This is a genomic window from Kribbella sp. NPDC043289 (assembly GCF_056436705.1).
The window spans coordinates 25,204-49,416 of the sequence record NZ_JBWKCB010000004.1 but is presented as its reverse complement, the minus strand read 5'-3'; the positions used below and the strand labels follow the sequence as shown (position 1 = coordinate 49,416).

The 24,213-nt window shown below is 68.8% G+C and carries 24 protein-coding genes and 1 other RNA gene; 14 read left to right on the top strand and 11 right to left on the bottom strand.

Going from position 1 to position 24,213, the window contains the following annotated elements; genetic code table 11:
• Positions 1–5 precede the first annotated feature (5 nt).
• The gene (locus AC0662_RS24630; protein WP_478303496.1) at positions 6–935 is read right to left on the bottom strand and encodes an ROK family protein; all 930 of its coding nucleotides are present in this window, start codon (positions 933–935) and stop codon (positions 6–8) included.
• Between the two features lie 233 nt (positions 936–1,168).
• On the opposite strand from AC0662_RS24630, the gene nagZ reads away from it, so the two are divergent.
• A complete protein-coding gene (gene nagZ / locus AC0662_RS24625) occupies positions 1,169–2,647 on the top strand; it encodes a beta-N-acetylhexosaminidase (RefSeq protein WP_478303494.1) in 1,479 nt (492 codons plus the stop codon).
• 98 nt (positions 2,648–2,745) lie between these two features.
• Here the strand turns inward: nagZ and AC0662_RS24620 are convergent, their stop codons facing one another.
• Complete coding sequence (locus AC0662_RS24620; protein ID WP_478303492.1) at positions 2,746–3,954, bottom strand: ROK family transcriptional regulator; 1,209 nt, start codon at positions 3,952–3,954, stop codon at positions 2,746–2,748.
• 109 nt (positions 3,955–4,063) lie between these two features.
• Here AC0662_RS24620 and AC0662_RS24615 point away from each other — a divergent pair, with 109 nt between their 5' ends.
• The 5 genes from AC0662_RS24615 (at position 4,064) to AC0662_RS24595 (ending at position 10,408) form a co-directional block, all read left to right on the top strand.
• Positions 4,064–5,701 carry a glycoside hydrolase family 13 protein gene (locus AC0662_RS24615; RefSeq protein ID WP_452197996.1) on the top strand — a complete coding sequence of 546 codons (1,638 nt, stop codon included), beginning with the start codon at positions 4,064–4,066 and terminating at the stop codon, positions 5,699–5,701.
• A gap of 244 nt (positions 5,702–5,945) precedes the next feature.
• Entirely contained in the window at positions 5,946–7,073 is a 1,128-nt protein-coding gene (locus AC0662_RS24610) for a Nif3-like dinuclear metal center hexameric protein (RefSeq protein WP_478303489.1), read from the top strand.
• Entirely contained in the window at positions 7,055–7,846 is a 792-nt protein-coding gene (locus AC0662_RS24605) for a zinc ribbon domain-containing protein (protein ID WP_452197992.1), read from the top strand. The genes AC0662_RS24610 and AC0662_RS24605 overlap by 19 nt, the downstream gene beginning before the upstream one ends.
• Positions 7,843–8,970, top strand: a complete 1,128-nt coding sequence (locus AC0662_RS24600; protein WP_478303487.1) for a bifunctional RNase H/acid phosphatase — start codon at positions 7,843–7,845, stop codon at positions 8,968–8,970. The genes AC0662_RS24605 and AC0662_RS24600 overlap by 4 nt, the downstream gene beginning before the upstream one ends.
• A 4-nt stretch (positions 8,971–8,974) precedes the next feature.
• Positions 8,975–10,408 (top strand): RNB domain-containing ribonuclease, encoded by a 1,434-nt coding sequence (locus tag AC0662_RS24595; RefSeq protein WP_478303485.1) that lies wholly within the window; start codon positions 8,975–8,977, stop codon positions 10,406–10,408.
• Between the two features lie 152 nt (positions 10,409–10,560).
• Here the strand turns inward: AC0662_RS24595 and AC0662_RS24590 are convergent, their stop codons facing one another.
• Positions 10,561–11,115, bottom strand: coding sequence for a TetR/AcrR family transcriptional regulator (locus AC0662_RS24590; RefSeq protein WP_452197987.1), 555 nt, complete (start codon positions 11,113–11,115; stop codon positions 10,561–10,563).
• Positions 11,116–11,166: 51 nt separating this feature from the next.
• Here AC0662_RS24590 and AC0662_RS24585 point away from each other — a divergent pair, with 51 nt between their 5' ends.
• The gene (locus tag AC0662_RS24585; RefSeq protein WP_452197985.1) at positions 11,167–11,652 is read left to right on the top strand and encodes a GNAT family N-acetyltransferase; all 486 of its coding nucleotides are present in this window, start codon (positions 11,167–11,169) and stop codon (positions 11,650–11,652) included.
• Here the strand turns inward: AC0662_RS24585 and AC0662_RS24580 are convergent.
• Positions 11,649–12,794 carry an alpha/beta hydrolase family protein gene (locus AC0662_RS24580; RefSeq protein ID WP_478303481.1) on the bottom strand — a complete coding sequence of 382 codons (1,146 nt, stop codon included), beginning with the start codon at positions 12,792–12,794 and terminating at the stop codon, positions 11,649–11,651. The two genes, AC0662_RS24585 and AC0662_RS24580, sit on opposite strands and share 4 nt — an antisense overlap.
• A 67-nt stretch (positions 12,795–12,861) precedes the next feature.
• On the opposite strand from AC0662_RS24580, the gene AC0662_RS24575 reads away from it, so the two are divergent.
• Positions 12,862–13,443, top strand: a complete 582-nt coding sequence (locus tag AC0662_RS24575) for a GNAT family N-acetyltransferase (protein ID WP_452197981.1) — start codon at positions 12,862–12,864, stop codon at positions 13,441–13,443.
• Between the two features lie 77 nt (positions 13,444–13,520).
• Positions 13,521–14,264 carry a DUF899 domain-containing protein gene (locus tag AC0662_RS24570; protein ID WP_452197979.1) on the top strand — a complete coding sequence of 248 codons (744 nt, stop codon included), beginning with the start codon at positions 13,521–13,523 and terminating at the stop codon, positions 14,262–14,264.
• Between the two features lie 5 nt (positions 14,265–14,269).
• Here the strand turns inward: AC0662_RS24570 and AC0662_RS24565 are convergent, their stop codons facing one another.
• From AC0662_RS24565 to AC0662_RS24555, 3 genes are all read right to left on the bottom strand, one after another.
• A complete protein-coding gene (locus AC0662_RS24565) occupies positions 14,270–15,880 on the bottom strand; it encodes a TROVE domain-containing protein (protein WP_478303478.1) in 1,611 nt (536 codons plus the stop codon).
• A 260-nt stretch (positions 15,881–16,140) separates the two neighbouring features.
• Positions 16,141–16,539, bottom strand: an RNA gene (gene rnpB, locus AC0662_RS24560) — RNase P RNA component class A.
• Between the two features lie 35 nt (positions 16,540–16,574).
• Complete coding sequence (locus AC0662_RS24555; RefSeq protein ID WP_452197975.1) at positions 16,575–16,949, bottom strand: DUF952 domain-containing protein; 375 nt, start codon at positions 16,947–16,949, stop codon at positions 16,575–16,577.
• A 43-nt stretch (positions 16,950–16,992) separates the two neighbouring features.
• Between AC0662_RS24555 and AC0662_RS24550 the strand changes: the two genes are divergently transcribed.
• Together AC0662_RS24550 and AC0662_RS24545 are read left to right on the top strand one after the other, a co-directional pair.
• Positions 16,993–18,504, top strand: coding sequence for a S10 family peptidase (locus tag AC0662_RS24550; protein WP_478303476.1), 1,512 nt, complete (start codon positions 16,993–16,995; stop codon positions 18,502–18,504).
• 328 nt (positions 18,505–18,832) lie between these two features.
• Positions 18,833–20,233 (top strand): HNH endonuclease signature motif containing protein, encoded by a 1,401-nt coding sequence (locus AC0662_RS24545; RefSeq protein WP_478303474.1) that lies wholly within the window; start codon positions 18,833–18,835, stop codon positions 20,231–20,233.
• Between the two features lie 130 nt (positions 20,234–20,363).
• On the opposite strand, the gene AC0662_RS24540 is transcribed toward AC0662_RS24545, so the two are convergent.
• Together AC0662_RS24540 and map are read right to left on the bottom strand one after the other, a co-directional pair.
• On the bottom strand, positions 20,364–20,516 hold the full coding sequence (locus AC0662_RS24540; RefSeq protein WP_452197969.1) for a hypothetical protein: 153 nt from the start codon (positions 20,514–20,516) through the stop codon (positions 20,364–20,366).
• A complete protein-coding gene (gene map, locus AC0662_RS24535; protein WP_452197967.1) occupies positions 20,513–21,361 on the bottom strand; it encodes a type I methionyl aminopeptidase in 849 nt (282 codons plus the stop codon). Before map ends, AC0662_RS24540 begins: the two co-directional genes overlap by 4 nt.
• A gap of 53 nt (positions 21,362–21,414) precedes the next feature.
• Here map and AC0662_RS24530 point away from each other — a divergent pair, with 53 nt between their 5' ends.
• Positions 21,415–21,603, top strand: a complete 189-nt coding sequence (locus tag AC0662_RS24530) for a hypothetical protein (protein WP_452197965.1) — start codon at positions 21,415–21,417, stop codon at positions 21,601–21,603.
• Positions 21,604–21,697: 94 nt separating this feature from the next.
• Here the strand turns inward: AC0662_RS24530 and AC0662_RS24525 are convergent, their stop codons facing one another.
• A complete protein-coding gene (locus tag AC0662_RS24525) occupies positions 21,698–22,363 on the bottom strand; it encodes a histone H1-like repetitive region-containing protein (protein ID WP_452197963.1) in 666 nt (221 codons plus the stop codon).
• 295 nt (positions 22,364–22,658) lie between these two features.
• On the opposite strand from AC0662_RS24525, the gene AC0662_RS24520 reads away from it, so the two are divergent.
• Both AC0662_RS24520 and AC0662_RS24515 read left to right on the top strand, forming a co-directional pair.
• On the top strand, positions 22,659–23,405 hold the full coding sequence (locus AC0662_RS24520; RefSeq protein ID WP_478303471.1) for a helical backbone metal receptor: 747 nt from the start codon (positions 22,659–22,661) through the stop codon (positions 23,403–23,405).
• A 63-nt stretch (positions 23,406–23,468) separates the two neighbouring features.
• Entirely contained in the window at positions 23,469–23,645 is a 177-nt protein-coding gene (locus AC0662_RS24515) for a hypothetical protein (protein ID WP_452198255.1), read from the top strand.
• Between the two features lies 1 nt (position 23,646).
• Here the strand turns inward: AC0662_RS24515 and AC0662_RS24510 are convergent, their stop codons facing one another.
• Positions 23,647–24,144: an NUDIX hydrolase gene (locus tag AC0662_RS24510; protein WP_452197959.1), complete on the bottom strand. Its 498-nt coding sequence runs from the start codon at positions 24,142–24,144 to the stop codon at positions 23,647–23,649.
• Between the last annotated feature and the right edge of the window lie 69 nt (positions 24,145–24,213).

Here is a 24,213-nt window from a genome sequence, read left to right as displayed (position 1 = left end):
CGAGCTCAGGCGAGGGCGGCCCAGGCCTGGTGGGCGGCGCCGAGCAGGCCGGCGTTGTCCAGCTGCGCGGGTTCCACGGTCAGCTCGGTCACGAACGGCAGCTGCGCCAGCCGCTTGACCCACGCCTGCACCGGGTCGAAGAGCACCGGCCCGGCCTTCGCAACACCGCCGCCGATCACGACCGTCGTCAGGTCGACGGTCACCGCGGTAGCGACGATCCCGGCGGCCAGCGCCTGCGCGCCGTCGTCGAACGCCGCCAGGGCGAGCTCGTCCCCGGCCGCCGCGTCCGCCGCCAGCACTTCGGCGTCCACGTCCTCGTCCGCCCGCCAGCCGTTGCGCTGCGCGCGGGCGACCATCCGCGGGCCGCTCGCGTACGCCTCGACACAGCCGTACGACCCGCAGGCGCACGCCTCGCCGTCCTGGTCGACCACGACGTGACCGATGTGCGCGGCGTTGCCGGACTGCCCGATCAACGGCCTGCCGTCGACCACCAGACCGCCGCCGACGCCGGTCGACACCACGATCCCGAGGAGGGTCTTCGCGTCCCGCCCGGCGCCGCTCCAGTACTCACCGAGCGCGAAACAGTGCCCGTCGAGCCCGAGCGCCACCGGTACGTCGCCGGTCAGTTCGCGGACCCGGTCGACCAGCGGGAAGTTGCGCCAGCCGACGATGTTCACCGGTGACACCAGGCCGTGCTGCTGGTCGAGCGGACCGGCGGAGCCGATCCCGACGGCGAGGGGAGTGGCGTCGCCGCGGACGCGGGTGATCAGCTCACCGAGCGCGGCGAACACCTGGTCGGCGCCGCCGGGTGGGGTGCGGATCCGGTCACCGGTGAGAATCGTGCCGTCGGCAGACACCAGAGCGGCGGCCATCTTCGTGCCGCCGATGTCGATTCCCAGCACGGTTTCCCGCGCGGTCGTTGCGTCGTCGCTCATCATCCCCCCGTCAGGGCGGTCAAGGTCGGGAGACAACGTTATCCGTAGTCGGCCAGAACAGACAGGGGTCATCCAAAGTAATCCGGGCAAACCCGCAGGAAGACGGCAGTTAACTGCCATGACAGCCCTTGACAACGATACCCCTCAAGGCCGTATGAGGCGGCTAATTATTAGCTGTCCGTGAGGGCCGTCACGGGTGGCGCACGAACCCGGGGTCGCGAGAGGCTTGGGGGATGAGTGATCAACTGGATCGTGACGCGGCCGGCTCCCTGGTGGTCGGCTTCACCGGGACCACCGCACCGGACGACCTGCGGCGGGCCGTCGCCGGCGGTCTCGGCGCCGTCATCCTGTTCACCCGGAACGTGGCGGACGCTGACCAGGTCGAGGCCCTGACCGCGACCCTGCGGGCCGAGCGGCCGGACCTGATCGTCGCGATCGACCACGAGGGCGGCGAGTTCAGCCACCTGGCGCCGGCCAACCCGTGGCCGCTCGCCTCACCGCGGCTGCTCGGCGACCTGGACGACGTGGAGCTGACCCGGGCGGCGGCGCGCGACGCGGCCGCCACGCTCGGTGCGCTCGGCATCGACCTGATGCTCGCCCCGTCGGTCGACGTGAACAGCAACCCCGGCAACCCGATCATCTCGACCCGCTCCTTCGGCCGGACGGCGGACGTCGTCTCGCGCCACGGCGTCGCGTTCATCAAGGGCGTACACGACGCCGGGATCGCGGCCTGCCCGAAGCACTTCCCTGGCCACGGCGACGTCGCCGTCGACTCGCACACCGACCTGCCGCGGGTCGACCGTTCGATCGAGGAGGTCAGGGATGTCGAGCTGGCCCCGTTCCGGGCGACGATCGCGGCGGGCGCGGACGTCGTGATGAGCGCGCACATCGTGTTCTCGGCGTACGACGACCAGCCGGCCACGCTGTCGCACCGGGTACTGACCGGACTGCTCCGCGAGGAGCTCGGCTTCGGCGGCGTGATCACCACCGACGCGCTCGAGATGCAGGCGATCACCAGGCACCGCTCGATCGAGGACGCCGCGGTCGCGTCGATCGGAGCGGGTGCCGACCTCGCGATGATTGCGGTCGGTACGGCGGACCCGCAGGCGCTGACCGCCCGGGTGGTCGACGCGGTCCGCACCGGGACGCTCCCCGCCGAGCGCGTCGCCGACGCCGCTGCCCGGGTCCGTGCGCTCGCGGCGAGTCTCGGCCGGCGCAGCCGTCAGCCGGGTCTCGACGGCGCGCCGATCCGTGAGGTCGCCGCCCGCGTGGTGGCGCGGCAGTCGTTCCCCGCGCTCGGCGCCACGCCGTACGTCATCGACCTGACGCAGGGCCTGCACCCGGCGTGGAACCCGTACTTCTCCGGCCTCCCGGAGATCTTCACCCGCGTCGCCCCGGGCGCGGACGGCGTCGTACTGCGCGGCGAACACCACCTCACCCAGTCGGGCGAACCGCAGAACGACGCGATCGCCCAGGCCGCTCAGGCAGCGCAGGGCCGACCGTTGGTAGTCGCGATCCAGGACGCCATCCGTACGCCGTGGATGCGCGAAGCCCTCACGCACCTCGTCAAGGTCCACCCCGACGACGTCTTCGTGCTCTGTACCGGGGTCCCCGAGGACCAGGCCCTCGTCCCCGAAGGCATCCCGTCCGCCACGACCTCGGGCCGCAACGTCGTCGTGCTCGAGACGATTGCGAAAGAGCTGACCCGCTAGCGGCGGACCGCCAGGCCATCACAATCGGCCGCGAGGGTCGCGTTCCAGCGCGACACCCTGCGGCCTGAGGCGATTGTGATGGCCTGGGCGTCCGCGTGTCAGCTCGGGCGGCAGCCGAGCTCCAGGTCGAGGGCGTGTTGCTCGACGTAGTTGAGGGCGTGCCGGACCGCGCCGACCGACACGATCGCGTCGCCTAGTGACGACACGGCGACGCGTGGCGGGGTTGTGGTGTAGCCGGCCAGCTGTTGCTCGAGGTCGGGGAGGAGCGCGGCGGCGCCCTCGGCGACCGCGCCGCCGAGCACCACCAGCTCCGGGTTGAACAGGATGCCGAGCGTCGCGACCACGCGGGCGGTCCGGCAGGTGATGTCCTGAAGGATGTCCCGGGCGACTTCGTCACCCTCGCCGGCCGCGTTGAACACCTGCTCGGCGGTCACCGCTCCGTCCGTCGCGACCTTCCGCAAGGACGTCTCCACGGCCGGGTCGGCGACGGCCGCCGTGCCGTTCTCACGAGCGATGCGGGCGATGCCGTGGGTGTCGCCAACGCCCTCGACGAGTTTCAGGAACACCATCTCGCCGGCGCCGCCGCGGCTGCCGTGCAGCAACCGGCCGGAGTCCATCAGGCCCGATCCGAAGCGCTCACCGGCCAGCAGTACGACGAGGTCGTCGACGTTGCGCGCCTCACCCCGCCAGTGCTCGCCGAGGGCGGCCAGGTTGGCGTCGTTCTCCAGCAGTACCGGCCAGCCGTGCAGGTCGGTCAGCCGCTGGGAGAGGCCCGCGTCGAAGCGCCGCCAGAACTCGTCATCGACCAGGATGTTGCCCTCCCGGTCGACCGGAGCGGCGACTCCGGCACCGGCAGCGAGGATCTGCGCGTCCGACACCCCCGCGGACGCCAGGGCCTCGACCACCGTCTCGTGCACGATCGCGGTCCGGTCGCCGGGGGTCTTCACCTCGGCCGCCGACCGGCCGGCCTTGGCGACCGTCTCGCCGCGCAGGTCGGAGACCAGCACCGTCGTCTTGGCCGCCCCGATGTCGATGCCGAGCACGTACCCCGCGTGGCCGTTGAACTCGAACCGTCGCGACGGGCGGCCGACCGACGTCCGGCCGGGGTCGAGCTCGACCACCCAGCCCATCGAGATCAGGTCGTTGCAGACCGCGTGCACGGTCGCCCGGGTGAGGCCGGTGGCCTCGATCAGGCCGGTTCCTGTCATCACCCGTGCGCGGTTGAGCACGCCGAGTACCTTGCCCGCGTTCACCCGGCGCAGCATCGTCGGCGTGGCCGTGGGCGGGGTAGTCGGTGGTTTCGCCATGAAAGCCCCTTGACCTCGTCGTCGTACCCACCGCAGAATACATGCAGATTCTAAATTTAGAGCCTATATATAAACTCCGGGTACCAACCAGACTCACAGTGAGGCGATCGTGACGACCCCGCAGACGACCGATCCCGACTGGTGGCGGCAGGCCGTCGTCTACCAGATCTATCCGCGCAGCTTCGCCGATGCCAACGGCGACGGCGTCGGCGACCTGGCCGGCATCATCGATCGAGTCCCGTACCTGGTGGCGCTGGGCATCGACGCGGTCTGGCTGAGCCCGTTCTACCCCTCCGCGCTGGCCGACGGCGGGTACGACGTCGACGACTACCGGAACGTCGATCCCCGGCTCGGCACCCTCGAGGACTTCGACCAGCTGGTCGCGTCGCTGCACACCGAGGGCATCAAGCTGATCGTCGACATCGTCCCGAACCACACCTCGAACCGGCACGAATGGTTCGTCGAGGCGCTGGAGGCCGCCAAGGGGCACCCGGCTCGGGACCGCTACATCTTCCGCGACGGTCCCGACGGTGCGCCCGACCAGCCGCCGTCCGACTGGGACTCGGTGTTCGGTGGGTCCGCGTGGGCGCAGACCGACGACGGCCAGTGGTACCTGCACCTGTTCGCGGCCGAGCAGCCCGACCTGAACTGGCAGCACCCGGAGGTCCGCGAGGACTTCCTGGAGACGCTGAAGTTCTGGTCCGACCGCGGCGTCGACGGCTTCCGCGTCGACGTGGCGCACGCGCTCGTGAAGGACCTGTCCGAGCCGTTCCCGTCGAAGACCACGCTGCCGCGGCAGTCGGAGTCCAACGGGAAGCACCCGCTCTGGGACCAGGACGGCGTCCACGAGATCTACAAGGACTGGCGCACGCTGCTGAACACCTACGACCCGCCGCGGTCCGCGGTCGCCGAGGCGTTCGTGCCGGCCGCGCGCCGGGCGCGGTACGCGAGTGCCGACGGGCTCGGGCAGGCGTTCAACTTCGACCTGCTGCAGGCCGACTTCGAGTACGAGAAGTTCCGCAAGGTGATCGAGGAGAACCTCGCGCTGGCCGCGGAGAACGGCTCCTCGTCGACCTGGGTGTTCTCGAACCACGACGTGGTCCGGCATGCCACGCGGTACGGCCTGCCGAAGAACCCGAAGGGCGGCTGGCAGGACGGTAAGGACTGGCTGCTCAGCAACGGCACCGAGCCGACCGTCGACGTCGCGCTCGGCCTGCGCCGGGCCCGCGCCGCGACGCTGCTGATGCTCGCGCTGCCCGGGTCGGCGTACCTGTACCAGGGTGAGGAGCTCGGTCTGCAGGAGGTCGGCGAACTGCCGGCCGCGAATCTGCAGGACCCGGCGTACTTCCGGTCGAAGGGTGCCGAGAAGGGCCGCGACGGCTGCCGGGTGCCGCTGCCGTGGACCGTCGGCGGACTGTCGTTCGGCTTCGGTACGGGCGGTTCGCACCTGCTGCAGCCGAAGTGGTTCGGCGCGTACTCGGTCGAGGCGCAGCAGGACGACGTGGAGTCGACGCTGAGCCTGTACCGCAAGGCGCTCGCCGTACGGCGGGGGCTGCGCACCGGTAGCTCGCTCACCTGGGTCGACACCACCGAGGATGTCCTGCACTTCGTCCGCTCCGGCGGCTGGCAGTGCGTGACGAACTTCGGTGCGGCTCCGATTGAGCTGCCCGATGCCGCGGTCGTGCTGTCCAGCGGCCCGCTCGAGGGCGACAAGCTCCCGAGCGACACGACGGCCTGGCTGATCTAGACACGAGCCAGGCCGTTCCAGACTCGCTCCGGTCAAGCCGTCCCGAGACGGCCCTCCCCCTGTGGCCGGGGCGATCCCGCCGGAGCGGGTGCTGTGGTGGATGCGGCGGGGCGGTCGCACCACCACGTCGGCATCCGATCCGGCGGACATGGTTGTGGCGGGGGCACCGGGCGGTTGCCCCCGTCACAATCCATGAGACCCGTCACGATCCATGACACCTGCAGGGAACTGTCAGGATAGGCCCGTGACGACGCTCGCGGATGTGCTCGCAGTACTCGACCGGCTCTACAACCCCGCATGGGCGGAGTCCTGGGACGCGGTCGGTCTGGTGACCGGCGACCCGGACCAGGAGGTACGGCGGGTCCTGTTCGCGGTGGACCCGATGCGCGAAGTGATCGACGAAGCGATCGACGGTGAGTTCGATCTGCTCGTCACGCACCACCCGCTGTTGCTGCGCGGGGTGAACAGTGTCGCCGCGACGACACCGAAGGGCCGGGTCATTCACGACCTGATCCGCCACAACGTCGCGCTGCACGTCTGCCACACGAACGCCGACAACGCGAACCCTGGCGTGAGTGACGCGCTCGCCGCCGCCATCGGACTGCGGGACACGCGCCCGTTGAAGGCGATGCCGGACGAGCCGATGGACAAGGTCGTCGTGTTCGTCCCGGTCGCGGAGACGCAGGCGATGCTCGACGCACTGGCGAAGGCCGGTGCCGGCCGGATCGGCGACTACGAACGGGCCGCATGGAGCGGGGCCGGCGAGGGCACCTTCCGTCCGCTCGACGGCGCGAACCCGACGATCGGCAGCGTAGGCGACATCGAGGTCGTCCCGGAGAACCGGATCGAGATGATCCTGCCGCGCCGCAAACGCCGCGCGGTCCTCGAGGCGCTGATCGCCACGCACTCCTACGAGGAGCCCGCGTACGACGTCTACGAGCTGGCGCAACTCCCGAGCGAACGTGGTGGCGGGCGGGCCGGCGTACTCGCGGAGCCGTTGCCGTTGGCCGACTTCGCGAGGTTGGTCGCGGAGAGTCTGCCGCGGACCGAGCACGGGGTTCGCGTCTCCGGCGACCTGGGCCGGATGATCGAGACCGTCGCGGTGGTCGGGGGAGCGGGCGATTCCGAGTTCGACCGGGTCCGCGCGGCCGGCGTCGACGCCTACCTGACCGCGGACCTGCGGCACCACCCCGCGACCGAGGCCCGCGCGTACGGCGATCCCGCGCTGGTCGACGTCGCGCACTGGGCCAGTGAGTGGCCCTGGCTCGCGGACGCGGACCGCCTCCTGCGCAACGGACTGGCGGAGCGAGGCAGTACCGTGGACACTCACATCTCAACGCTCTGCACGGACGCATGGACCCTGCGGATCTGAGCGCGCCGACACGATCTAAGGAGCCGACTCTGAACGCCGAGCCCGCCGTCCAACGCCGGTTGCTGGACCTGCAGGATCTTGACCTGCAGCTGGATGTGGTCGCGCACAAGCGCGCGTCGCTGCCCGAGCACCAGGCGCTCAAGGACCTGGCCGCCGAGAAGTCCGTGGTCGACCGTGAGCTGGTCACCGCCGACACCGAGGTCAGCGATCTGCAGCGTGAGCAGAAGAAGGCCGACAGTGACGTCGAGCAGGTCCGGCAGCGCCGGGCCCGCAACCAGCAGCGGCTCGACTCGGGTCAGGTCACCTCGCCGCGCGACCTGGAGAACCTGCAGCACGAGATCGGTTCCCTGGACCGGCGGATCTCCGACCTGGAGGACGCCGAGCTCGAGGTGATGGAGAAGCTCGAGGCCGCCGAGGTGGTGCAGACCGATCTGCGCGGCCGATCCGTGACGTTCACCGGCCGGCAGTCCGAGCTCGAGACCACGCGGGATGCCGCACTCAAGGAGCTCGACGACCAGCGCGCCGAGGTCGGCGAGAAGCGCACCGCGGTGGCCGCCGAGCTGCCGACGGCGCTGATCGCGCAGTACCAGCGGCTCCGTGAGCACAACGGCGGGATCGGCGCCGCGGCGCTGGTCGGCAAGCGCTGCATGGGTTGCCGGATGGAGCTTGCGCCGTCGGACATCAACGCGATCAAGGCCGCCCCGCCGGACGCCGTACTGCGCTGTGAGGAGTGCGGCCGCATTCTCGTGCGGACGTCGGAGAGCGTGGCATGAGTTATTCGCACGTCATCGTCGAGGCTGACGGTGGATCGCGCGGGAACCCGGGACCGGCGTCGTACGGCGCACTCGTTCGCGACCCCGTGTCCGGCAAGGTGATTGTTCAGCAGGGCAAGACGATCGGGATCGCGACCAACAACGTCGCGGAGTACTCCGGCCTGATCGCGGGTCTCGAGCTCGCCGCGGAGTACACGCCGAATGCGTCGATCGAGGTCCGGATGGACTCGAAGCTGGTCATCGAGCAGATGGCCGGCCGGTGGAAGATCAAGCACCCGGACCTGAAACCGCTGGCGATCAAGGCGCAGAGCCTGGCGCCGTTCGGGACCGAGTGGACGTGGGTGCCGCGGGCGAAGAACGCTGCGGCGGATGCGCTCGCGAACAACGCGCTCGACGGCGTACCGATCCCGTTGCAGCCGGCCGAGGCTCCGGTGGCAGCGGCCAAGCCGGCCGCGCAACCGACCGATCAGCAGAAGGCGATGCGTGGTTGGGGCGCGGAGGCGGAGCCGCCGACGCACCTCATCTTCTTGCGGCACGGCGAGACCCCGCACACGGCGGAGAAGCGGTTCTCCGGTTCCGGTGGTGACGATCCGGCGCTGAGCGAGAACGGTCGCGCGCAGGCGGCGGCCGCGGCGGCGTACCTGGCTCGGCTCGGTGGGATCGACGCGGTGGTGACGTCGCCGATGCGGCGGGCGCGCGAGACCGCGGACGTGGTCGGCGAGGAGCTCGGGCTGAACGTCGCGGTCGACGACGGGTGGGTCGAGTGCTCGTTCGGCGACTGGGACGGGCACACGTTCGCCGAGGTCCAGGAGAAGTGGCCGGACGCGCTGAACGCGTGGCTGGAGTCGACGACGGTCGCGCCGCCCGGTGGCGAGTCGTTCGACACCTGCGCGCGGCGGGCCCGCTCGGCACGCGACGGTCTGCTGACCCGGTACCCGGGCAAAACGGTCGTCGTGGTCACCCACGTGACACCGATCAAGCTGATGGTCCGATCGGTGCTACAGGCCCCGATGGCCTCCATCTTCCGAATGGAACTCCGCCCGGCGACGATCACCGAAGCCCACTGGTACGCCGACGGCCTGGCGTCCTTGCGCTCATTCAATGTGGAGCCCCCGCTACTCTGAGCCCATGCCGCTGCAGAGGGTCTACTTCGCTGAAGCTGTGCCGGAGGTGTTCCGGGCGTCGTTGCAGGACATTCGCCGGGAGCAGGAGGTGCCGGCGGAGTTCCCGCCCGCGGTGACTGCCGCAGCGGTGGCCGCGGCGGCGAATGCTCGGCTGCCGGAGCTGGACCGGACCGACATCGAGTTCGTCACGATCGACCCGCCGGACTCGATGGACCTCGACCAGGCATTGCACATCGAACGCAGCAGCGACGGCTTCACGGTGTACTACGCGATCGCCGACGTCGCCGCGTTTGTGCAGCCCGGCGACCCGATCGACGCTGAGGCCCGGCGCCGCGGCGAGACGCTCTACGCGCCGGACAAGCGGACCCCGCTGCACCCGCCGGAGCTGTCCGAGGGCGCGGCGTCGCTGCTGCCCGACCAGGTCAGTCCCGCGTTGCTGTGGACAATCACCGTCGATGCCACTGGCGACGGAACGGGCGTCACCTGCGAGCGCGCGCTGGTGAAGTCGCGGGCCAAGCTCAACTACGCCGGCGTGCAGAAGGACCTGGACGCGGGTACGGCGTCGGAGTCGCTGCAACTGTTGCGTGAGGTCGGCAAGCTCCGCGAGCAGCGCGAACTGGCCCGCGGCGGCGTGAACCTGCCGATCCCGGACCAGGAGGTCGTCACCTCCAATCACGGCTGGGGTCTGGAGTTCCGCGCGCCGCTGCCGGTCGAGGGCTGGAACGCGCAGATCTCGCTGCTCACCGGGATGGCGGCCGCGCAGCTGATGACGAAGGGCAAGATCGGCATCCTGCGGACGCTGCCGGAGTCCCACGACGACCTGCGCCGCAAGCTCGGCAACACCGCCAAGGCGCTCGGGCTCGATTGGCCCGCGGAGACGACGTACGCCGAGTTCATCCACGGGCTGGACCCGAAGGTGCCGGCGCACGCGGCGATGCTCGCGGCCTGCACGGTGCTGTTCCGCGGGGCCGGGTACACGGCCTTCGACGGGAGCGTGCCGGAGCAGCCGCTGCATGCCGCGATGAAGGCGGAGTACGCCCATGTCACGGCGCCGCTGCGGCGGCTCGTCGACCGGTGGACCGGTGAGATCTGCGTCGCGCTGTCGGCGGGTGCCGACGTGCCGGCCTGGGTGCGCGAGTCGATGGACGAGATCCCGAAGATCATGGACGACGCGGACCGGCGCGCGCACGCCTACGAGCGGTCGATCGTCAGCATGGTGGAGGCCGGGCTGGTCGCCGATCAGATCGGCGCCGAGTTCGACGGCGTGATCACCGACGTCGACGAGAAGGACAACGGTCGCGGCATCGTCGCGCTGACCACGGTCGCGATCGAAGGCCGCGTCACCGGTACGTCGCTTCCGCTAGGCCAGCAGGTCCGCGTGAAACTCGTCGACGCCGACATCGCCAAGCGCACGGTGGCCTTCGAGCTAGTCGGTTAGTGTCCTGAGTCGGAGGTTCGGCGGCGCTTTCGGCGCCCAGGCACGCACCTCACGGCACGTGCCCAGCGCCCACGATGCTCCGCATCGAGGCCACTGACCACGCACCGCGATGCACGCACCTGACCACCGAAATCTCTCGCCGAACCTCCGACTCAGGACACTAGGTACCCCTCGACCGCGGCCGTCGTCCGGGCGAGGTCGCCGGTCGCGAGGAGGTCGATCAGGGCGCCGCGGAGCATCGCCAGCACCGCGGTACGCCGGGTCTCGGGCTGTTCCGGCTCACTCGCCTTGAGCAGCTCGAGCCAGTCGTCGACCGTCGACCGCGCGAAATCCGCCCACGGCCCGTCGGGTGCGACGAGCGAGCGCCCGTACGCCTCGACCCAGAACGTCATCAGCGGCCGGCGTTCCGGGGCGGCGAGCCAGGTCCACAGTTCGCGCGCGATCACGGTCAGGCCGGGCGGTTCGTCGTACCGCTGCTCGGTGCGGCGCAGCAGTTCGAGCTCGTCGGCGCGGGCGCGGGCGAGCAGGGCTCGGATCAGGCCGTCCTTGCTGCCGAACAGGAACAGCAGCACCCGAGGGCTGGAACCGATCGCGGTCGCCAGCGGGCGCAGCGACAGGTCGGCCAGCCCGTGGGTGAGCGAGTAGGCGTACGCGCGCTCGAGCAGTTCCTGTTCGCGGGCGGACGGAGCTTCCTTCGTGGTCGGCACCGGGCTAGTATCTCTTACTGAAACAGTCGTGTCAGTAGATCGGGTGGATGGATGACGAAACTGATCAGGAAGCTGGGCCGGCCCGGAGACCTCGGCTGGGTGATCCAGTCGCACGCGGAGATCTACGCCGCGGAGTACGGGTGGGCGGCGGCGTACGAGACGTTGATCGCGCGGATCGTGGCGGAGTTCGCGTCCGACCATGACGACGCGCGCGAGGCCGCGTGGATCGCGGAGGTGGACGGTGAACGGGCCGGCAGCATCTTCTGCGTGCGCGGGCCGGACGAGACGACCGCGCAGTTGCGGTTGTTGCTGGTGACACCCGCGGCGCGCGGCCTGAAGCTCGGCGCGGAGCTGGTGGACACCTGCCTGGAGTTCGCGCGGAGCGCCGGTTACAAGCGGATGGTGTTGTGGACGAACGATCCGCTGGTCGCGGCCAGGCACATCTACCTGTCACGCGGCTTCCGGCTCACGGCGACCGAGACCCACGACATGTGGGGCGATGAACTCGTGGGGCAGACCTACGAACTGGATCTCTAGGACTTGCAGGCGGGCGCGCCCGGCGTCGCTGTCGTGTAGATCGCGTGCGAGAGGAACGTGGTGACGTAGCCGTTCTGGACGGTCAATGCGTGCCGGGGGCCGACGCTGCCGAGCGGCAGGAACCTGCGCAGCGGATACGCGAGGTAGTAGACGCCGTAGTCGGTGAAGTTGAAGTGCCGGCTGCCCGGGATCGTCGCGCACCACGAGGCGCCGCTGCTCGCCTTGAGCAACGAGAGCGCGCGGTTCCGGTCCGTGTCGTTCTTGGCGTCCGGGCCGCAAACGCTGGTGATGCAGGAGTCGTCGGCCCCGAGCAGCATGATCGGCGCCTTCACGCCCTTCGTCACCACGTCGCCGAACTGGCTGCCGTCCAGGTCGACCGCCGCCGCGCACCGCTGGTCGAGCCGGCAGGCCTCGAGCGAGGCCGCGCCGCCGAACGAGTGGCCGACGTACGACGGTCCAACGCCGCCCTCGACCGAGTTCGGGAGTTGCTTCGCGACCATGCCGGCGGCGAACCGCGCGTCCGCGGCCCAGACCGAGACGAGGTGATCGCCGACCTGCTGCGAGCTCTCGGTGCTGTCGCCGAGGTTCGGCGGGTTGGCCTCCGGCTTGCTGTCCACGACCTGGCCGCCGAGCACCGTGAGGTTCGCGCTGTACGTCGGCGTGACGCCGGCGACCAGGTAGCCGTGACTGGCGAGATCCTCCGCGAGGGCGGCGTACATCGGGGCGGACAGGCCCATGCCGGGCATCAGTACGACGACCGGGAAGCGGCCGGGGGCAACGGCGACGCGGTCGAGGGCGCGGTCCTGCAGGGTGTCGAACGGGCCCTGGAACACCGAGACCGGGGACTTGAGGTGCAGGCCGCTCCACAGGCCCGGCGCGTACTCGACGTGCCGGCCGGTGGTGTCCTTCGCGACCGGGTACCAGAGCCAGACCGCCAGTCGGCGCGGGCCGTTGGAGTACGGGTCGCGGCGCGGGGTGTCCGTCCACTCGAACGTGCGGCGGCCGACCTGGAAGTTTCCGGTCGGCTCCGGCAGCGAGACCGGTTCGGATCGTTGCACCAGCACCCAGCCGACGTACCCGGCGCCGCCGAGCAGGACGACCAGGAGCAGGATCACGATCCCGGTACGCACCCGTCTCCGCATACCTTCAAGTTTCGCACCTTCACTGGGTCGAATCCCGTTCCGACCCACAGGCGCCTAGCATCTGCGCATGCCTCTGCTCGTGGATCCGGCCTTACCCGAGGGAACACTGCGGGACGCCTCGCAGCCGCGTCTGGCGACCGCCGACGGATTGGTACTGCGTCCTTGGCGGGGGAGCGATGCCGTGATGGTGCAAGGGGCGTTCGCCGGCGCTGACATCCAGCGCTGGCACGTCCGGCGGCTCGACACACTCGACGAGGCGGGTGAGTGGGTCCGGCAGTGGGTCGATCGCTGGGACGCCGAGACCGCTGCGAGTTGGGCTGTTGTCGACGAGTACGACCAGCCGCTCGGTCAGGTCGGACTGCGTGACGTGTCGCTCGCCGAGGGATCAGCTGGGTTGTCCTACTGGGTGGTGCCTGAGGCTCGCGGCAAAGCAGTTGCCGCGCGGTCCGTGGATGCATTGTCGGCCTGGGCCTTCGGACTGATCGGGTTCAACCGGCTGAGCATCCACCACTCCACGGCCAACACCGCGTCCTGCCGGGTCGCCGAGCGGACCGGATACCGGCTCGAAGGAACGCTGCGGGGGGCGATCAAGCACGCCGACGGCTGGCACGACTGGCACCTTCACGGCCGCCTGCACTCGGATATCTGAGCCTGATGTCGAATTGTGGGTACCGGCTCCGACGTCCCTGCTGATCGGTGTCGATCGCCGTTGACAGAGGAGTAGCGATGAACTTGCCGGACGTCGTGTCCCGGGACGAGTGGCTGGAGGCCCGCCGGGCGTTGCTGGCGGAGGAGAAGGCGTTCACGAAGCAGTACGACGCGCTCAACACGCGCCGTCGGGAACTGCCGATGGTGCTGGTGGACAAACCGTACGTGTTCGCCGGCCCTGACCGCGCGGACGGATCGGCCAGTCTGCTGGAGCTTTTCGAGGGGCGTGACCAGTTGGTCGTGTACCACTTCATGTTCCAGCCCGAGTGGGAGGCGGGCTGCCCGAACTGCACCGGGTTCGTCGACGAGATCGGGTCGGTGGACGCGATGCACGGGGTGAACACCACGTTCGCGATGGTCTCGCGGGCGCCGTACGACAAGCTCGCGGCGTACCGGACGGAGCGGGGGTGGAGCTACCCGTGGTACTCGTCGCACGGGAACGACTTCAACTACGACTACCACGTGACACTCGACGAGTCGGTGCAGCCGTTCGAGTACAACTACCGCTCGAAGGCCGAGTGGGACGTGCTGCCGAACAACGGCCACACCCAGGGGCAGCAGCCGTTCGACCTGCACGGTCTGAGCTGCTTCCTGCGCGTCGGGACGGACGTCTTCCATACGTACTCGACGTACGGTCGCGGGCCGGACTCGATGACCTTCACCGTCACGGCCCTCGACCGCACCGCCCTCGGCCGGCAGGAGCCCTGGGAGAAGCCCGCGGGCCGCATCCCAGGGCCGCCGGCCGAGGAGCACTGTCACTAGCTACATCAGGTACCGCGGGCGAAGTCGCCGATCAGACCCGGGACCGCGCTGTCGAACCCGGAGACGTCGAGCATGCCCGGATCGGACGGGTCGGCGATCGTGCTGCCGTTCGCGGTCATCGCGACCACGACCAGGCGAGCGTCGATCCCCATCCGCTGCCGGTACTGCTGCAGGGCCTGGTGCGGGTGGATCTGCCCGTGCCAGGTCTCGTTGTCGGTGTAGATCACGAACGTGTCGATCGCGAGCTTCCGCTGCAGCGCGTACTGCATCGGCAGCGAGCAGTCCGTCCCGCCGAACGGCAGGCGCGACACCGCCCGGATCGCCGTCTCGAGCCGCAGCCGCGGTGAGATCGGCAGCGACGTCAGCGCGGTCTTCCGGTAGTCGCCCTTGCTGGTGAAGCCGACGATCTCGTACGACGACTCGGTCGCGGCCGTGACGAGAGCCAGCGCGGCCGACGCCTCGCGGCAACTGATCGGCAGCCCCGACACCTGCGCCGCCATCGACCCCGACACGTCGAGGGAGAGCAGCATCCGCTTGCCGGTCGGCTCGACCGCGTCGTACGCGAGGTAGAACGCGGCGTCGAGCGCGTCGACGATCGGCTGTGACGGCGTCCACTGCCCACCGCCGCGGACACCGCGCCCGGACGAATAGGTGCGCTGGGCAACGAGTACGTTGACCGGGTGCACCCGTGCCTTCCGCAGCCGGGTCGCGTCCGCGAGCTGGTCCGCGACGACCCGCGCCCACGAACCGAGCGGCTCGAGCAGTCCCAGCCGGGTGAGGCGGGGGAGCTGCCGGAGCAGTGCGGTCTGCGGGAGTCCGTTCGCGAGCAGGGCCTCCCAGACCCGCGGCTCGTTCAGGAACCGGTCCGGGATCATCTCCCACGACAGTCCACGGTTGAGGGCGATGACGTCGGCCACCTCGGTGACGTCGGTCGCGGCCTGGAGCCGCTCGAAGGCGGTCAGCAGTGGCAGTCCCGACAGATCCGCCGGCCGACCGTGGATCCAGTCGAACAGCTCCCGACGTACCGGCTCTGTCGTCTTCGGGTGCGACAGGCGGAGCAGGTCCGCGTGCGACCAGCCGTTGCGCTGACGGTACTTGAGCACCTGGAACGCGACCGAGTCCACGGTGCGATCCGGGTCGACGTACCAGTTGCCGATCGCTCGTCGCGTGCCACGGCCCCAGCCACCGAACTGCTCCAGGTAACCGGCGAGGCGGAACAGGTGCGTGCCGGTCCGCGCCACCAGCGGTACGGCGGCCAGCGCGGCGCGACGTCCGTCGTCGTCACCGAGCTTCGCCGCGGCCGCGAGTGCGAACAGCGCCGGGTCCTGCTTCGGTGCGCGACCGGCGAGGGAGATGTCCAGTACGGCGGCCACGACCTCGGCCGAGCGCTTCGTCGCGAGCTCCAGGACCAGTCCGGCGTTCTCCCTCGTCAGTTCGCGTTCGGAGGCGTAGTAGGTTCCTCCGGTCGTCCCGAGCGTGAGGAACCGGTGCAGCCGGGCGAGGTCGTCCTGGACGAAGGTGTACCCACCGGCGCGGTTCTTCTGCTGCCGCGGGTCGGCGTGCTCGTCCTGTCGTGTCTCCCGAGTGCTGATCAGAGCCAGCGGGTCTGTGGACATGTCCTTTCTCTCCTGACGTTTTCGGGCATGGAAAAGACAGGCCTGAGCGGACGTGGTGCGTCGACCGGCGTTTAGCTGCTCTGCCATCTGAGCTACGTCGGGCTCTCACCCGGCGGCCGGACTCGAACCGGCGACCCGCCCATGAGAAGTGGTAACCGATCGACTCCGGCCCACTCAGGTCTGTCTTGCTCTCGACTGTAAGGCGTCGCAGTCGCCGGCCACCAACGAATTACGCCCGCGCGACGGCGGGCGGGTTGGGGGGAACGGGCCGGTCCGTAAGCCGGATTCTGTTGTGGCGATCATCCATCTACGGTGACCGTTGCCGGCCACCTCCAGCAGCCTACCCGCGAGCTCGGGCGGGCAGCCCTCGAACGCTCGCGCGGGCGGTGGTCTCCCGCCGCCCTTCTTGGCCTTGCTCCACGTGGGGTTTACCGAGCCTCCGCAGTCACCTGCGGAGCTGGTGGTCTCTTACACCACCGTTTCACCCTCACCCGCACTCCTCAGAACCACGGGGTTCGTCGGAGCCGCTGGCGGTCTGTTCTCTGTGGCACTGTCCCGCGGGTTGCCCCGGGTGGGCGTTACCCACCACGCTGCCCTGTGGAGTCCGGACTTTCCTCGGCGCCCGCTGACGCGGACGACGCGATCGCCCGACCGACCCGTTCCGTCACCTCAGGATACGGCCTCGGCGGTCGCATCACGAACGGAGCGAGTGATCGGCCGGTACCTCCGGCCAGAGCCCGTCGGCACCGCGCCGGTACGGGCGTACCTCGACCACCGCGTCCAGGTTCAGCGGACCGTAGATGTGCGGGAAGCTGATCCCGGTGCCCTCCAGGTCCTCGTCGCACAGCGCGGACACCAGTCGCGCGGGGTCGATCACCAGCAGGCACAGCGGCACGTCCACGTCGTCGTACGCGAAGTTCGCCACCATCGCGACCTGCTCGGGGCGGGAGGCGTGGATGAACGTGGCGCCGTCGTCGAGGCTCTTGCCGCGGGTCGACCACCGGTAGCAGCCGGCCTCGACCGCCGCCTCCCACTGGTCCACGAACGCGATGTGCAGAATCGTCGCCATAACCCAAAGCTAGCCGCTGCCGGGGTGGATTAAGGTGCTCGACATGGCGAACGACGAGCACACCGAATCGAAGCCGGGGTCCGAAGCGAAGACCGAGGCGGGCGCGACTACCGAGACGAAGCCGGCTGCGCCGGTCGACGATCTGGTGACGACTCAGCACACGGTGACCGTCGACGGGCAGGAGCTGCGGTACACGGCGACCACGGGACGGATCGTGCTCCGCCAGGAGGTTGTCACCGACGGTACGTTCGACGGGCTGAAGCCGAAGGCGGAGGTGTTCCTGACCGCGTACACGCTGGACGATGCGGATGCCAAGGACCGTCCGGTGACGTTCGCGTTCAACGGTGGTCCGGGCTCGTCGAGCATCTGGTTGCACCTCGGTCTGCTCGGCCCGCGCCGCGTCGTGTCCGGTGACGTCGGTGAGCTCGCGCCCCCGCCGTACGCGATCGTCGACAACGCCGAGACGTTGCTGAAGTACAGCGACGTGGTGTTCATCGACCCGGTGTCGACCGGGTTCTCGCGGGCCGCCGAGGGGGAGAAGCCGGGCGATTACCACGGGTTCACCCGCGACCTGGAGTCGGTCGGCGAGGTGATCCGGCTGTGGACGTCGCGCAACGGGCGGTGGATGTCGCCGAAGTTCCTGGCCGGCGAGTCGTATGGTACGACGCGGGCCGCGGGGCTCGCCGCGCACCTGCAGGAGCGCTACGGGATGTACCTGAACGGCATCATGCTGATCTCGATGGTGCTGGAATTCGGCACCCTCGACTTCTCGCCCGGCAACGACCTGCCGTACACGCTGTTCCTGCCGACGTACGCCGCGATCGCGCACTACCACGGCCTGATCCCGGACCGGTCGCTCGAGGACGTGCTCGCGGACGCCGAACGGTTCGCGGCCGGGCGGTACCCGAATGCGCTTGCCCAGGGCAACCGGATCCCGGCGGACTACCGCGCCGAGGTGGTCACCCGGCTGGCGGCGCTGACCGGGCTGAGCGAGGACTACATCGACCGGGTCAACCTGCGGATCGAGCACGAGCGGTTCTACGGCGAACTGCTGCGCTCGCGCCGGCAGACCGTCGGGCGGCTCGACGGGCGGTTCACCGGATGGAACGCGGACTACGGCTCGGAGAAGCCGGAGCGGGACCCGTCGATGAACGCGATCACCGGTCCGTACTCCGCGGCGCTCAACCACTACGTGCGCGTCGAACTCGGGTACGAGAACGACCTGCCGTACGAGATCCTCAACATGAACGCCGCGCGGGGCTGGTCCTTCAAGGAGTTCGAGGGCCAGCAGATCACCGTCGCGGACAAGCTCGCCGAGGCGATGCGCGTCAACCCACACCTCAAGGTCCACGTCGCCTCCGGCCACTACGACGGCGCCACGCCGTACTTCGCCACCGAACACACGCTGGCTCGCCTGCAGATCCCGTCCGAACTCACAACCAACATCGAGACGAAGTACTACCCGGCCGGCCACATGATGTACATCCACGAACAGTCCCGCATCCAGCAGTCCGCCGACCTCGGCACCTTCATCACCGCGTCTTCCAACCGATGATCCTCATCCGCCACCCCGGCGCGACGGAGCCGATCGCCGTACCAGTTCTTGCTCGCCTGCTGTGCTGCGACAACCGTTGCTTTGCGAGTCGATGACGACAACGTGCCCGCACTCTCACTGTACCGTGATCTGGGCTTCCGCGACGGATGATCTTTCCATCTGTTGACAACCGAATCTCCTTCAAAACAAGAGGATTCTGGTTCGAGAACTGTCGGTGGCTATGTCTATCGTTGTGGGCATGGAACCTCTGGGCGAGCGGCCGGTGTGGTCGATGGGCGACAGCGAGCTGCTGCCGACTCTCGACCAGGTCGACGCTGCCGTCGCCTGGTTGCTCACCTACCGCCTGCAGTTGGTTGCCCGCATCGACGAGACCGGTCTTGCCGAAGAACTTGGCGCTCGCGACACTGCCGAGTTGTTTGCCATGCGCCACCGCATCGACCGCCGCGAGGCCCACCGCGACCTGAAGCTCGCCCGGAGACTGCCGAAGTACGGCGCCGTGTCGAAAGCCCTGACCGACGAGACCCGGCCGCTGCGTCCGGCCCAGGCGAACGCGATCGTCACCGCGCTGGAGCGGGTTCGGTCCAGAGTCCCGGTAGCAGACCTCGACGTCGCAGAGGAACAGTTGGTCAACCTCGCCGGACACCTGTGCCCAGGCGAGCTTGCCAAGGCCGCCAAAGAGATCTGTGACCTGCTGGACTCCGACGGCCCCGAGCCCGACGAGAACGCGGCGTACGAGCGCGAGTCACTGACCCTGATCGAGGCCGAGAACGGCGTGAAGTTTCGCGGCTACCTGGCCAACGAGCACGCCGAGCTACTCCGATCCCGCGTCCACGCGGTGGCTCGACCGCACAAAACCGTCGACGGTGAGCTCGACCCGCGATCCCGCGAGAAGCGCCAAGCGGACGCGCTCACGTCCACTCTGACGATCGCCGCGGCAGCCACCGACACTGACTTCAAAGCCCGTGCCGGCATGGACCTCCAGCCACCGACCGCCGATACGCGTCCCACGGGTGCCGAGGTCCTTCCCTTCGATGGTGTAGCCGATGACCGGGCCGCATCCGACCGGGAAAGGTGGGTGCCCGGATTAGGTGCAAAGGCGAACATCACCGTCACCATCGATTTCGAGGACCTGAAGTCTGCCACCGCCGGCGCGACCGGCGACCTGGTGTACGGCGATGGTCTTTCAGCCGCGGCGATCCGTCGAATGGCCTGTGACGCGAAGATCATCCCGCTGGTGCTCGGCTCGAACTCCGAACCTCTCGACGTCGGGCGGGCCGAACGCCTGGTGACACGGGCGATGCGCCGCGCCTTGAACGTCCGCGACAAGGGCTGCGTGGTCTGCGGTGCGCCGCCGATCCACTGCGACGCGCACCATCTCAGGTCGTGGATCGACGGCGGCGAGACTGCGATCCACAACCTGTTCTCCTCTGCCGCGGACACCATAGGTCCCTCCACGACGGCCACTGGATCATCACCATCATCGATGGACACGTCCAGGTGTCCCGCCCGAGCTGGGCCGACCCACCACCCCAACCGAGACCAACAGTGTCAGCTCTCCTCGCGGCAACCGCTGCCCCGCGGCCAGCTGCCAATGCCGCCACGGGACCTGCGGTGCGCAATCGGCGTTCGGGTCGGTGGTCCGCAGACGAAGCCACGATGCAGGAAGCCGCCCGCTTCGCAGTCCGGGGCGATCCCTCGACTGATCCACCACCCACCCAGGATTCTCTGATATCCGAGGACCTCCCCGTTGGGCTCCGGTGAGGGGTACGGCGCTATGCGCTGCCGATGGCGAGGTCGGCGCGCAACATCTAGCCCCCCCACGATCTCGCCCTGGCCGTAGCTTGGCGGCGCGGGAACGGCTACGGATAGATACGGAAGCCCGAGAGGGTTCGGTGCTCGAAGGATGCGTAGAAGTCTTCCGCGGTGTCGGTGACGAGGCTTGGCCAACCCTCAGCGTCGGACAGTGCGATCACGCCGGCCAGGCGGGCGCGGTCGTACTGCGTGACGGTCACGGGAGGGTGAGGATCTCGGCGCCGGTGTCGGTGACTACCAGGGTGTGTTCGAACTGGGCGGTGCGGGACTTGTCCTTCGTGGTGGCGGTCCAGCCGTCGTCCCACAGGTCGTACTCGTAGGTGCCCAGTGTCAGCATCGGCTCGATGGTGAACGTCATCCCGGGCTCGATCAGGTCGTCGAAGCGCTCGTCGTCGTAGTGCGGGATGATCAGCCCGGAGTGGAACGACGTGGAGATGCCGTGACCGGTGAAGTCGCGCACCACGCCGTACCCGAAGCGCTTCGCGTAGGACTCGATTACCCGGCCGATGATGCTCACCCGGCGACCGGGCTTGACCGCCTTGATGCCGCGGCTCAGCGCCTCGTGGGTGCGCTCGACCAGCAGCCGGCTCTCCTCGTCGACGTCGCCGACCAGGAACGTCCCGTTGGTGTCACCGTGCACACCGTCCAGGTACGCCGTGATGTCGACGTTCACGATGTCGCCGTCCTCGAGCGGACGGTCGTCGGGGATGCCGTGGCAGATCACCTCGTTCACCGACGTGCACAGCGACTTCGGGTATCCGCGGTAGCCGAGCGTCGACGGGTACGCGTCCCGCTCGATCAGGTACTGATGCCCGACCGCGTCCAGCTCGTCGGTCGTCACGCCCGGCTTCGCGGCCGCACCGACGGCCTGCAACGCCTGCGCGGCGAGCTTGCTCGCGACCCGCATCTTGTCGATCAACTCCGGCGGCGTCACGTACGACCCGTCGAACGGCGTCGGCGCCGGCTTGTCGACGTACTCCGGTCGCGGGATGGATGCAGGTACGTCGCGGCGCGGCGAAATGACGCCAGCAGTAAGGACAGACATGGTGGCATCATTCTAGTGAGCTGCGACAAGACTCCCAGGAGGTGGTCATCCAGATGAGTGACGATCACAGCAACGAGTGGTACTACAACACGAAGACAGGCAAGGTCGAGCCGTACCAAGGTGCGAAGTCCGGCGACCGGCTCGGGCCGTACAGCTCGCCGGAAGAAGCCGCGCGCGCGATGGACAAGGTCCAGGAACGCAACGAGAACTGGGACAACGACCCGAAATGGGACGACGACTGAGTCCGGCTGCAGTGACGAACCGAGGGGCACCACCGAAGCCGGTGGTGCCCCTCAGGTTTGGTACGCCGTGACGTCGCGCGGGCAGACGCCCGGATCAACGAGCGACGCGCTTTGCCGCGGTCTTGCGGGCCGGGGCCTTACGCGCCGGTGCCTTCTTCGCCGCCGTCTTGCGGACCGCGGTCTTCTTCGCAGCGACGCGCTTCGCGGGCGCCTTCTTCGCGGCGGTCCGCGCCGGTGACTTCTTGGCGGCGACCTTCTTCGCCGGCGCCTTCTTGGCAACGGTCTTCTTCGCCGGAGCCTTCTTCGCCGCGACCTTCTTGGCTGCGGTGGCGCGCTTCGCCGGTGCCTTCTTGGCGACGGTCTTCTTCGCGGCCGTCGTCTTCTTGGCGGCGGTGGTCCGCTTCGCGGTCGTCGTCTTCTTCGCGGCGGTCTTCGTGGCCGTGGTCTTCTTGGCCGCGGTCGTGCGCTTCGCCGGAGCCTTCTTGGCAACGGTCTTCTTCGCCGCGACCCTCTTGGCGGGGGCCTTCTTCGCGACGGTCTTCTTCGCGGTCGCCTTCTTGGCCGGCGCCTTCTTCGCCACCGTCTTCGTGGCGGCGGTCTTCTTGGCCGCACTCACCTTCTTCGTCGCTGTCTTCTTTGCTGCGCTGACCTTGCGCGCGGTCGTCGTCTTCGCGGCGCTGGTCTTCTTCGCGACAGTCTTCTTGGCGGGAGAAGCCTTTTTGGCTGTCGCCTTCCCTGCGGCTGCCTTCTTGGCTGGCACTCTGCCTCCTTGGTGCGGCTGAGGAAAACCACGGTGGATTCCTCGTCGTCATGATGATGACAACAGTTGTGGCCCACGTAAAGCACCCGAAACGTTCGCAGGTTAAGGCGAACTGGCGGCAAAGCGGCGGGCAAATGCCGAGAATCCTTGTGCAGAAGGGATTCCGCCGAGGCCCGAGCATGCCGGATACTCTTCAGAATTTCTTGGCGACACGCGCTCAATCCGGCGTCGAACTGCCCCGATCGGCCAGTGTTGTCCTCGGCAACGTCCTGCGAACAGGAGGTGCGAAGAGCCGATGAAGAGCGCGTACGACGACCTCCACAGCGTCGTCGAACTACCCGACGAAGTGCATCGCGTGGTGAGCATCGTGCCGTCGTTGACGGACTCGATCGCTGCCACGCATCCGGCGAAAATCGTTGGTGCGACCGACTGGTGTACGCATCCCGCGGACCTCGATGTGACGCGTGTTCGCGGTACCAAGAACCCGGACATCGAGCGCATCCGTGAACTGCTGCCGGACGTCGTCGTCGCGAACGCCGAAGAGAATCGCGCGGTCGATCTCGACACGTTGCGGCGTAGTGGAATCGCGGTCTGGGTGACGGCGCCGACGACGGTGCCCGAATCACTCGACTCACTCGGTCGCATGCTGTCCGCGATCATCGGCACCGAACCGTCCTGGCTGACCGATGCGCGCGAGGTGTGGAGCACGCCGTACGCCGGAATGCGGCGGCGGGCCGTGATACCGATCTGGCGACGGCCGTGGATGGCGTTGGGACGGGACACGTTCGCCGGCGATCTGCTGTCCCGGATCGGCATCGACAACGTGTTCCAAGAATCCGGCGAACGTTATCCGCGATTCGATCCCGACGCGTTACCGGAGTACGACGTGGTGGTGTTGCCGGACGAGCCTTATGCGTTTTCTCCCGATGACGGCCCGGAGGCGTTCGGTAAACCCGCGCGCTGTGTATCGGGCCGGCACCTCACCTGGTACGGCCCGTCACTGGTCGAAGCGCGGGAACTGCTGACCGGACAGCTGGAGTGACGTCCGCCACGATCGCTGCCGTGTCATCTAGACGGTTAGGTATGCCTCACCTACTCTTGCCGGGTGCCGTCGATGACCGCGAAGAAGAAGTGCTGCAAGGACAAGCCGAGGTGCAAGAAGTGCCCGGTGGTCCTGCTGCGCCTGTCCAAGGCCGGGTGCGCCGAGCGGATCGATCGCGTGCACTACGAGGTCGACAAGAAGGTGCCGAAGAAGGTGCTCAAAGAAGCGCGGGCGCGCTGACTCAGGAGGCCCGGCGCAGCGTGATCGCGTCGGCGGCCTGACGGAGCAGACCGGGGATCGTCACGTGCGCGGCCTGACCGGTCGCCTCGAGATCGTCGCCGTACCACCAGCCGTGCGCGCTGATCGTCTGCTGCTCGAGCTCCTCCTGGTTCGCGAACGTCACGTCGACGCGGTCCACCGCGACCGCGAAGAACGTCTGGCGCTGGATGATCTGGCATCCGCCCCACTCGAACTCGATCGTGTTCGTCGCGACCGGTGTACCGAGAGCTTCCGTCGGCAACACGATGCCGACCTCTTCACGCAGCTCACGGGTCGCGGCTTCGAGAACCGTCTCGCCGGCTTCGACGCCACCGCCGATCGTGAACCAGTACGGCGTCTGCGGTTTCAGCGGGTCCCAGCCGTGCAGCAGCAGCACCCTGCCGTCCGGACGCACCGGCAGCACGCGGGCCGTCGTACGGTGCCGGACCGTTCCTGGTGGTGGCAACTGGGATTCGCTCACACCACAAAACGCTAAGGGACAGAGCCGTCGCTGTGTCGAGTCGTGCGGCGAGTCTCACTCTGTCGGACA

What these genes read in the sequence shown, in the direction of transcription:
- AC0662_RS24620 (WP_478303492.1), bottom strand. Translation starts at nt 3,954, where the DNA reads ATGGCGAAACCACCGACTACCCCGCCCACGGCCACGCCGACGATGCTG.
- AC0662_RS24630 (WP_478303496.1), bottom strand. Translation starts at nt 935, where the DNA reads ATGAGCGACGACGCAACGACCGCGCGGGAAACCGTGCTGGGAATCGAC.
- AC0662_RS24530 (WP_452197965.1), top strand. Translation starts at nt 21,415, where the DNA reads ATGAGTGACGATCACAGCAACGAGTGGTACTACAACACGAAGACAGGC.
- AC0662_RS24585 (WP_452197985.1), top strand. Translation starts at nt 11,167, where the DNA reads ATGACGAAACTGATCAGGAAGCTGGGCCGGCCCGGAGACCTCGGCTGG.
- AC0662_RS24575 (WP_452197981.1), top strand. Translation starts at nt 12,862, where the DNA reads ATGCCTCTGCTCGTGGATCCGGCCTTACCCGAGGGAACACTGCGGGAC.
- AC0662_RS24555 (WP_452197975.1), bottom strand. Translation starts at nt 16,949, where the DNA reads ATGGCGACGATTCTGCACATCGCGTTCGTGGACCAGTGGGAGGCGGCG.
- AC0662_RS24605 (WP_452197992.1), top strand. Translation starts at nt 7,055, where the DNA reads ATGGACCCTGCGGATCTGAGCGCGCCGACACGATCTAAGGAGCCGACT.
- AC0662_RS24595 (WP_478303485.1), top strand. Translation starts at nt 8,975, where the DNA reads ATGCCGCTGCAGAGGGTCTACTTCGCTGAAGCTGTGCCGGAGGTGTTC.
- AC0662_RS24600 (WP_478303487.1), top strand. Translation starts at nt 7,843, where the DNA reads ATGAGTTATTCGCACGTCATCGTCGAGGCTGACGGTGGATCGCGCGGG.
- AC0662_RS24570 (WP_452197979.1), top strand. Translation starts at nt 13,521, where the DNA reads ATGAACTTGCCGGACGTCGTGTCCCGGGACGAGTGGCTGGAGGCCCGC.
- AC0662_RS24580 (WP_478303481.1), bottom strand. Translation starts at nt 12,794, where the DNA reads ATGCGGAGACGGGTGCGTACCGGGATCGTGATCCTGCTCCTGGTCGTC.
- AC0662_RS24550 (WP_478303476.1), top strand. Translation starts at nt 16,993, where the DNA reads ATGGCGAACGACGAGCACACCGAATCGAAGCCGGGGTCCGAAGCGAAG.
- map (WP_452197967.1), bottom strand. Translation starts at nt 21,361, where the DNA reads ATGTCTGTCCTTACTGCTGGCGTCATTTCGCCGCGCCGCGACGTACCT.
- nagZ (WP_478303494.1), top strand. Translation starts at nt 1,169, where the DNA reads ATGAGTGATCAACTGGATCGTGACGCGGCCGGCTCCCTGGTGGTCGGC.
- AC0662_RS24565 (WP_478303478.1), bottom strand. Translation starts at nt 15,880, where the DNA reads ATGTCCACAGACCCGCTGGCTCTGATCAGCACTCGGGAGACACGACAG.
- AC0662_RS24520 (WP_478303471.1), top strand. Translation starts at nt 22,659, where the DNA reads ATGAAGAGCGCGTACGACGACCTCCACAGCGTCGTCGAACTACCCGAC.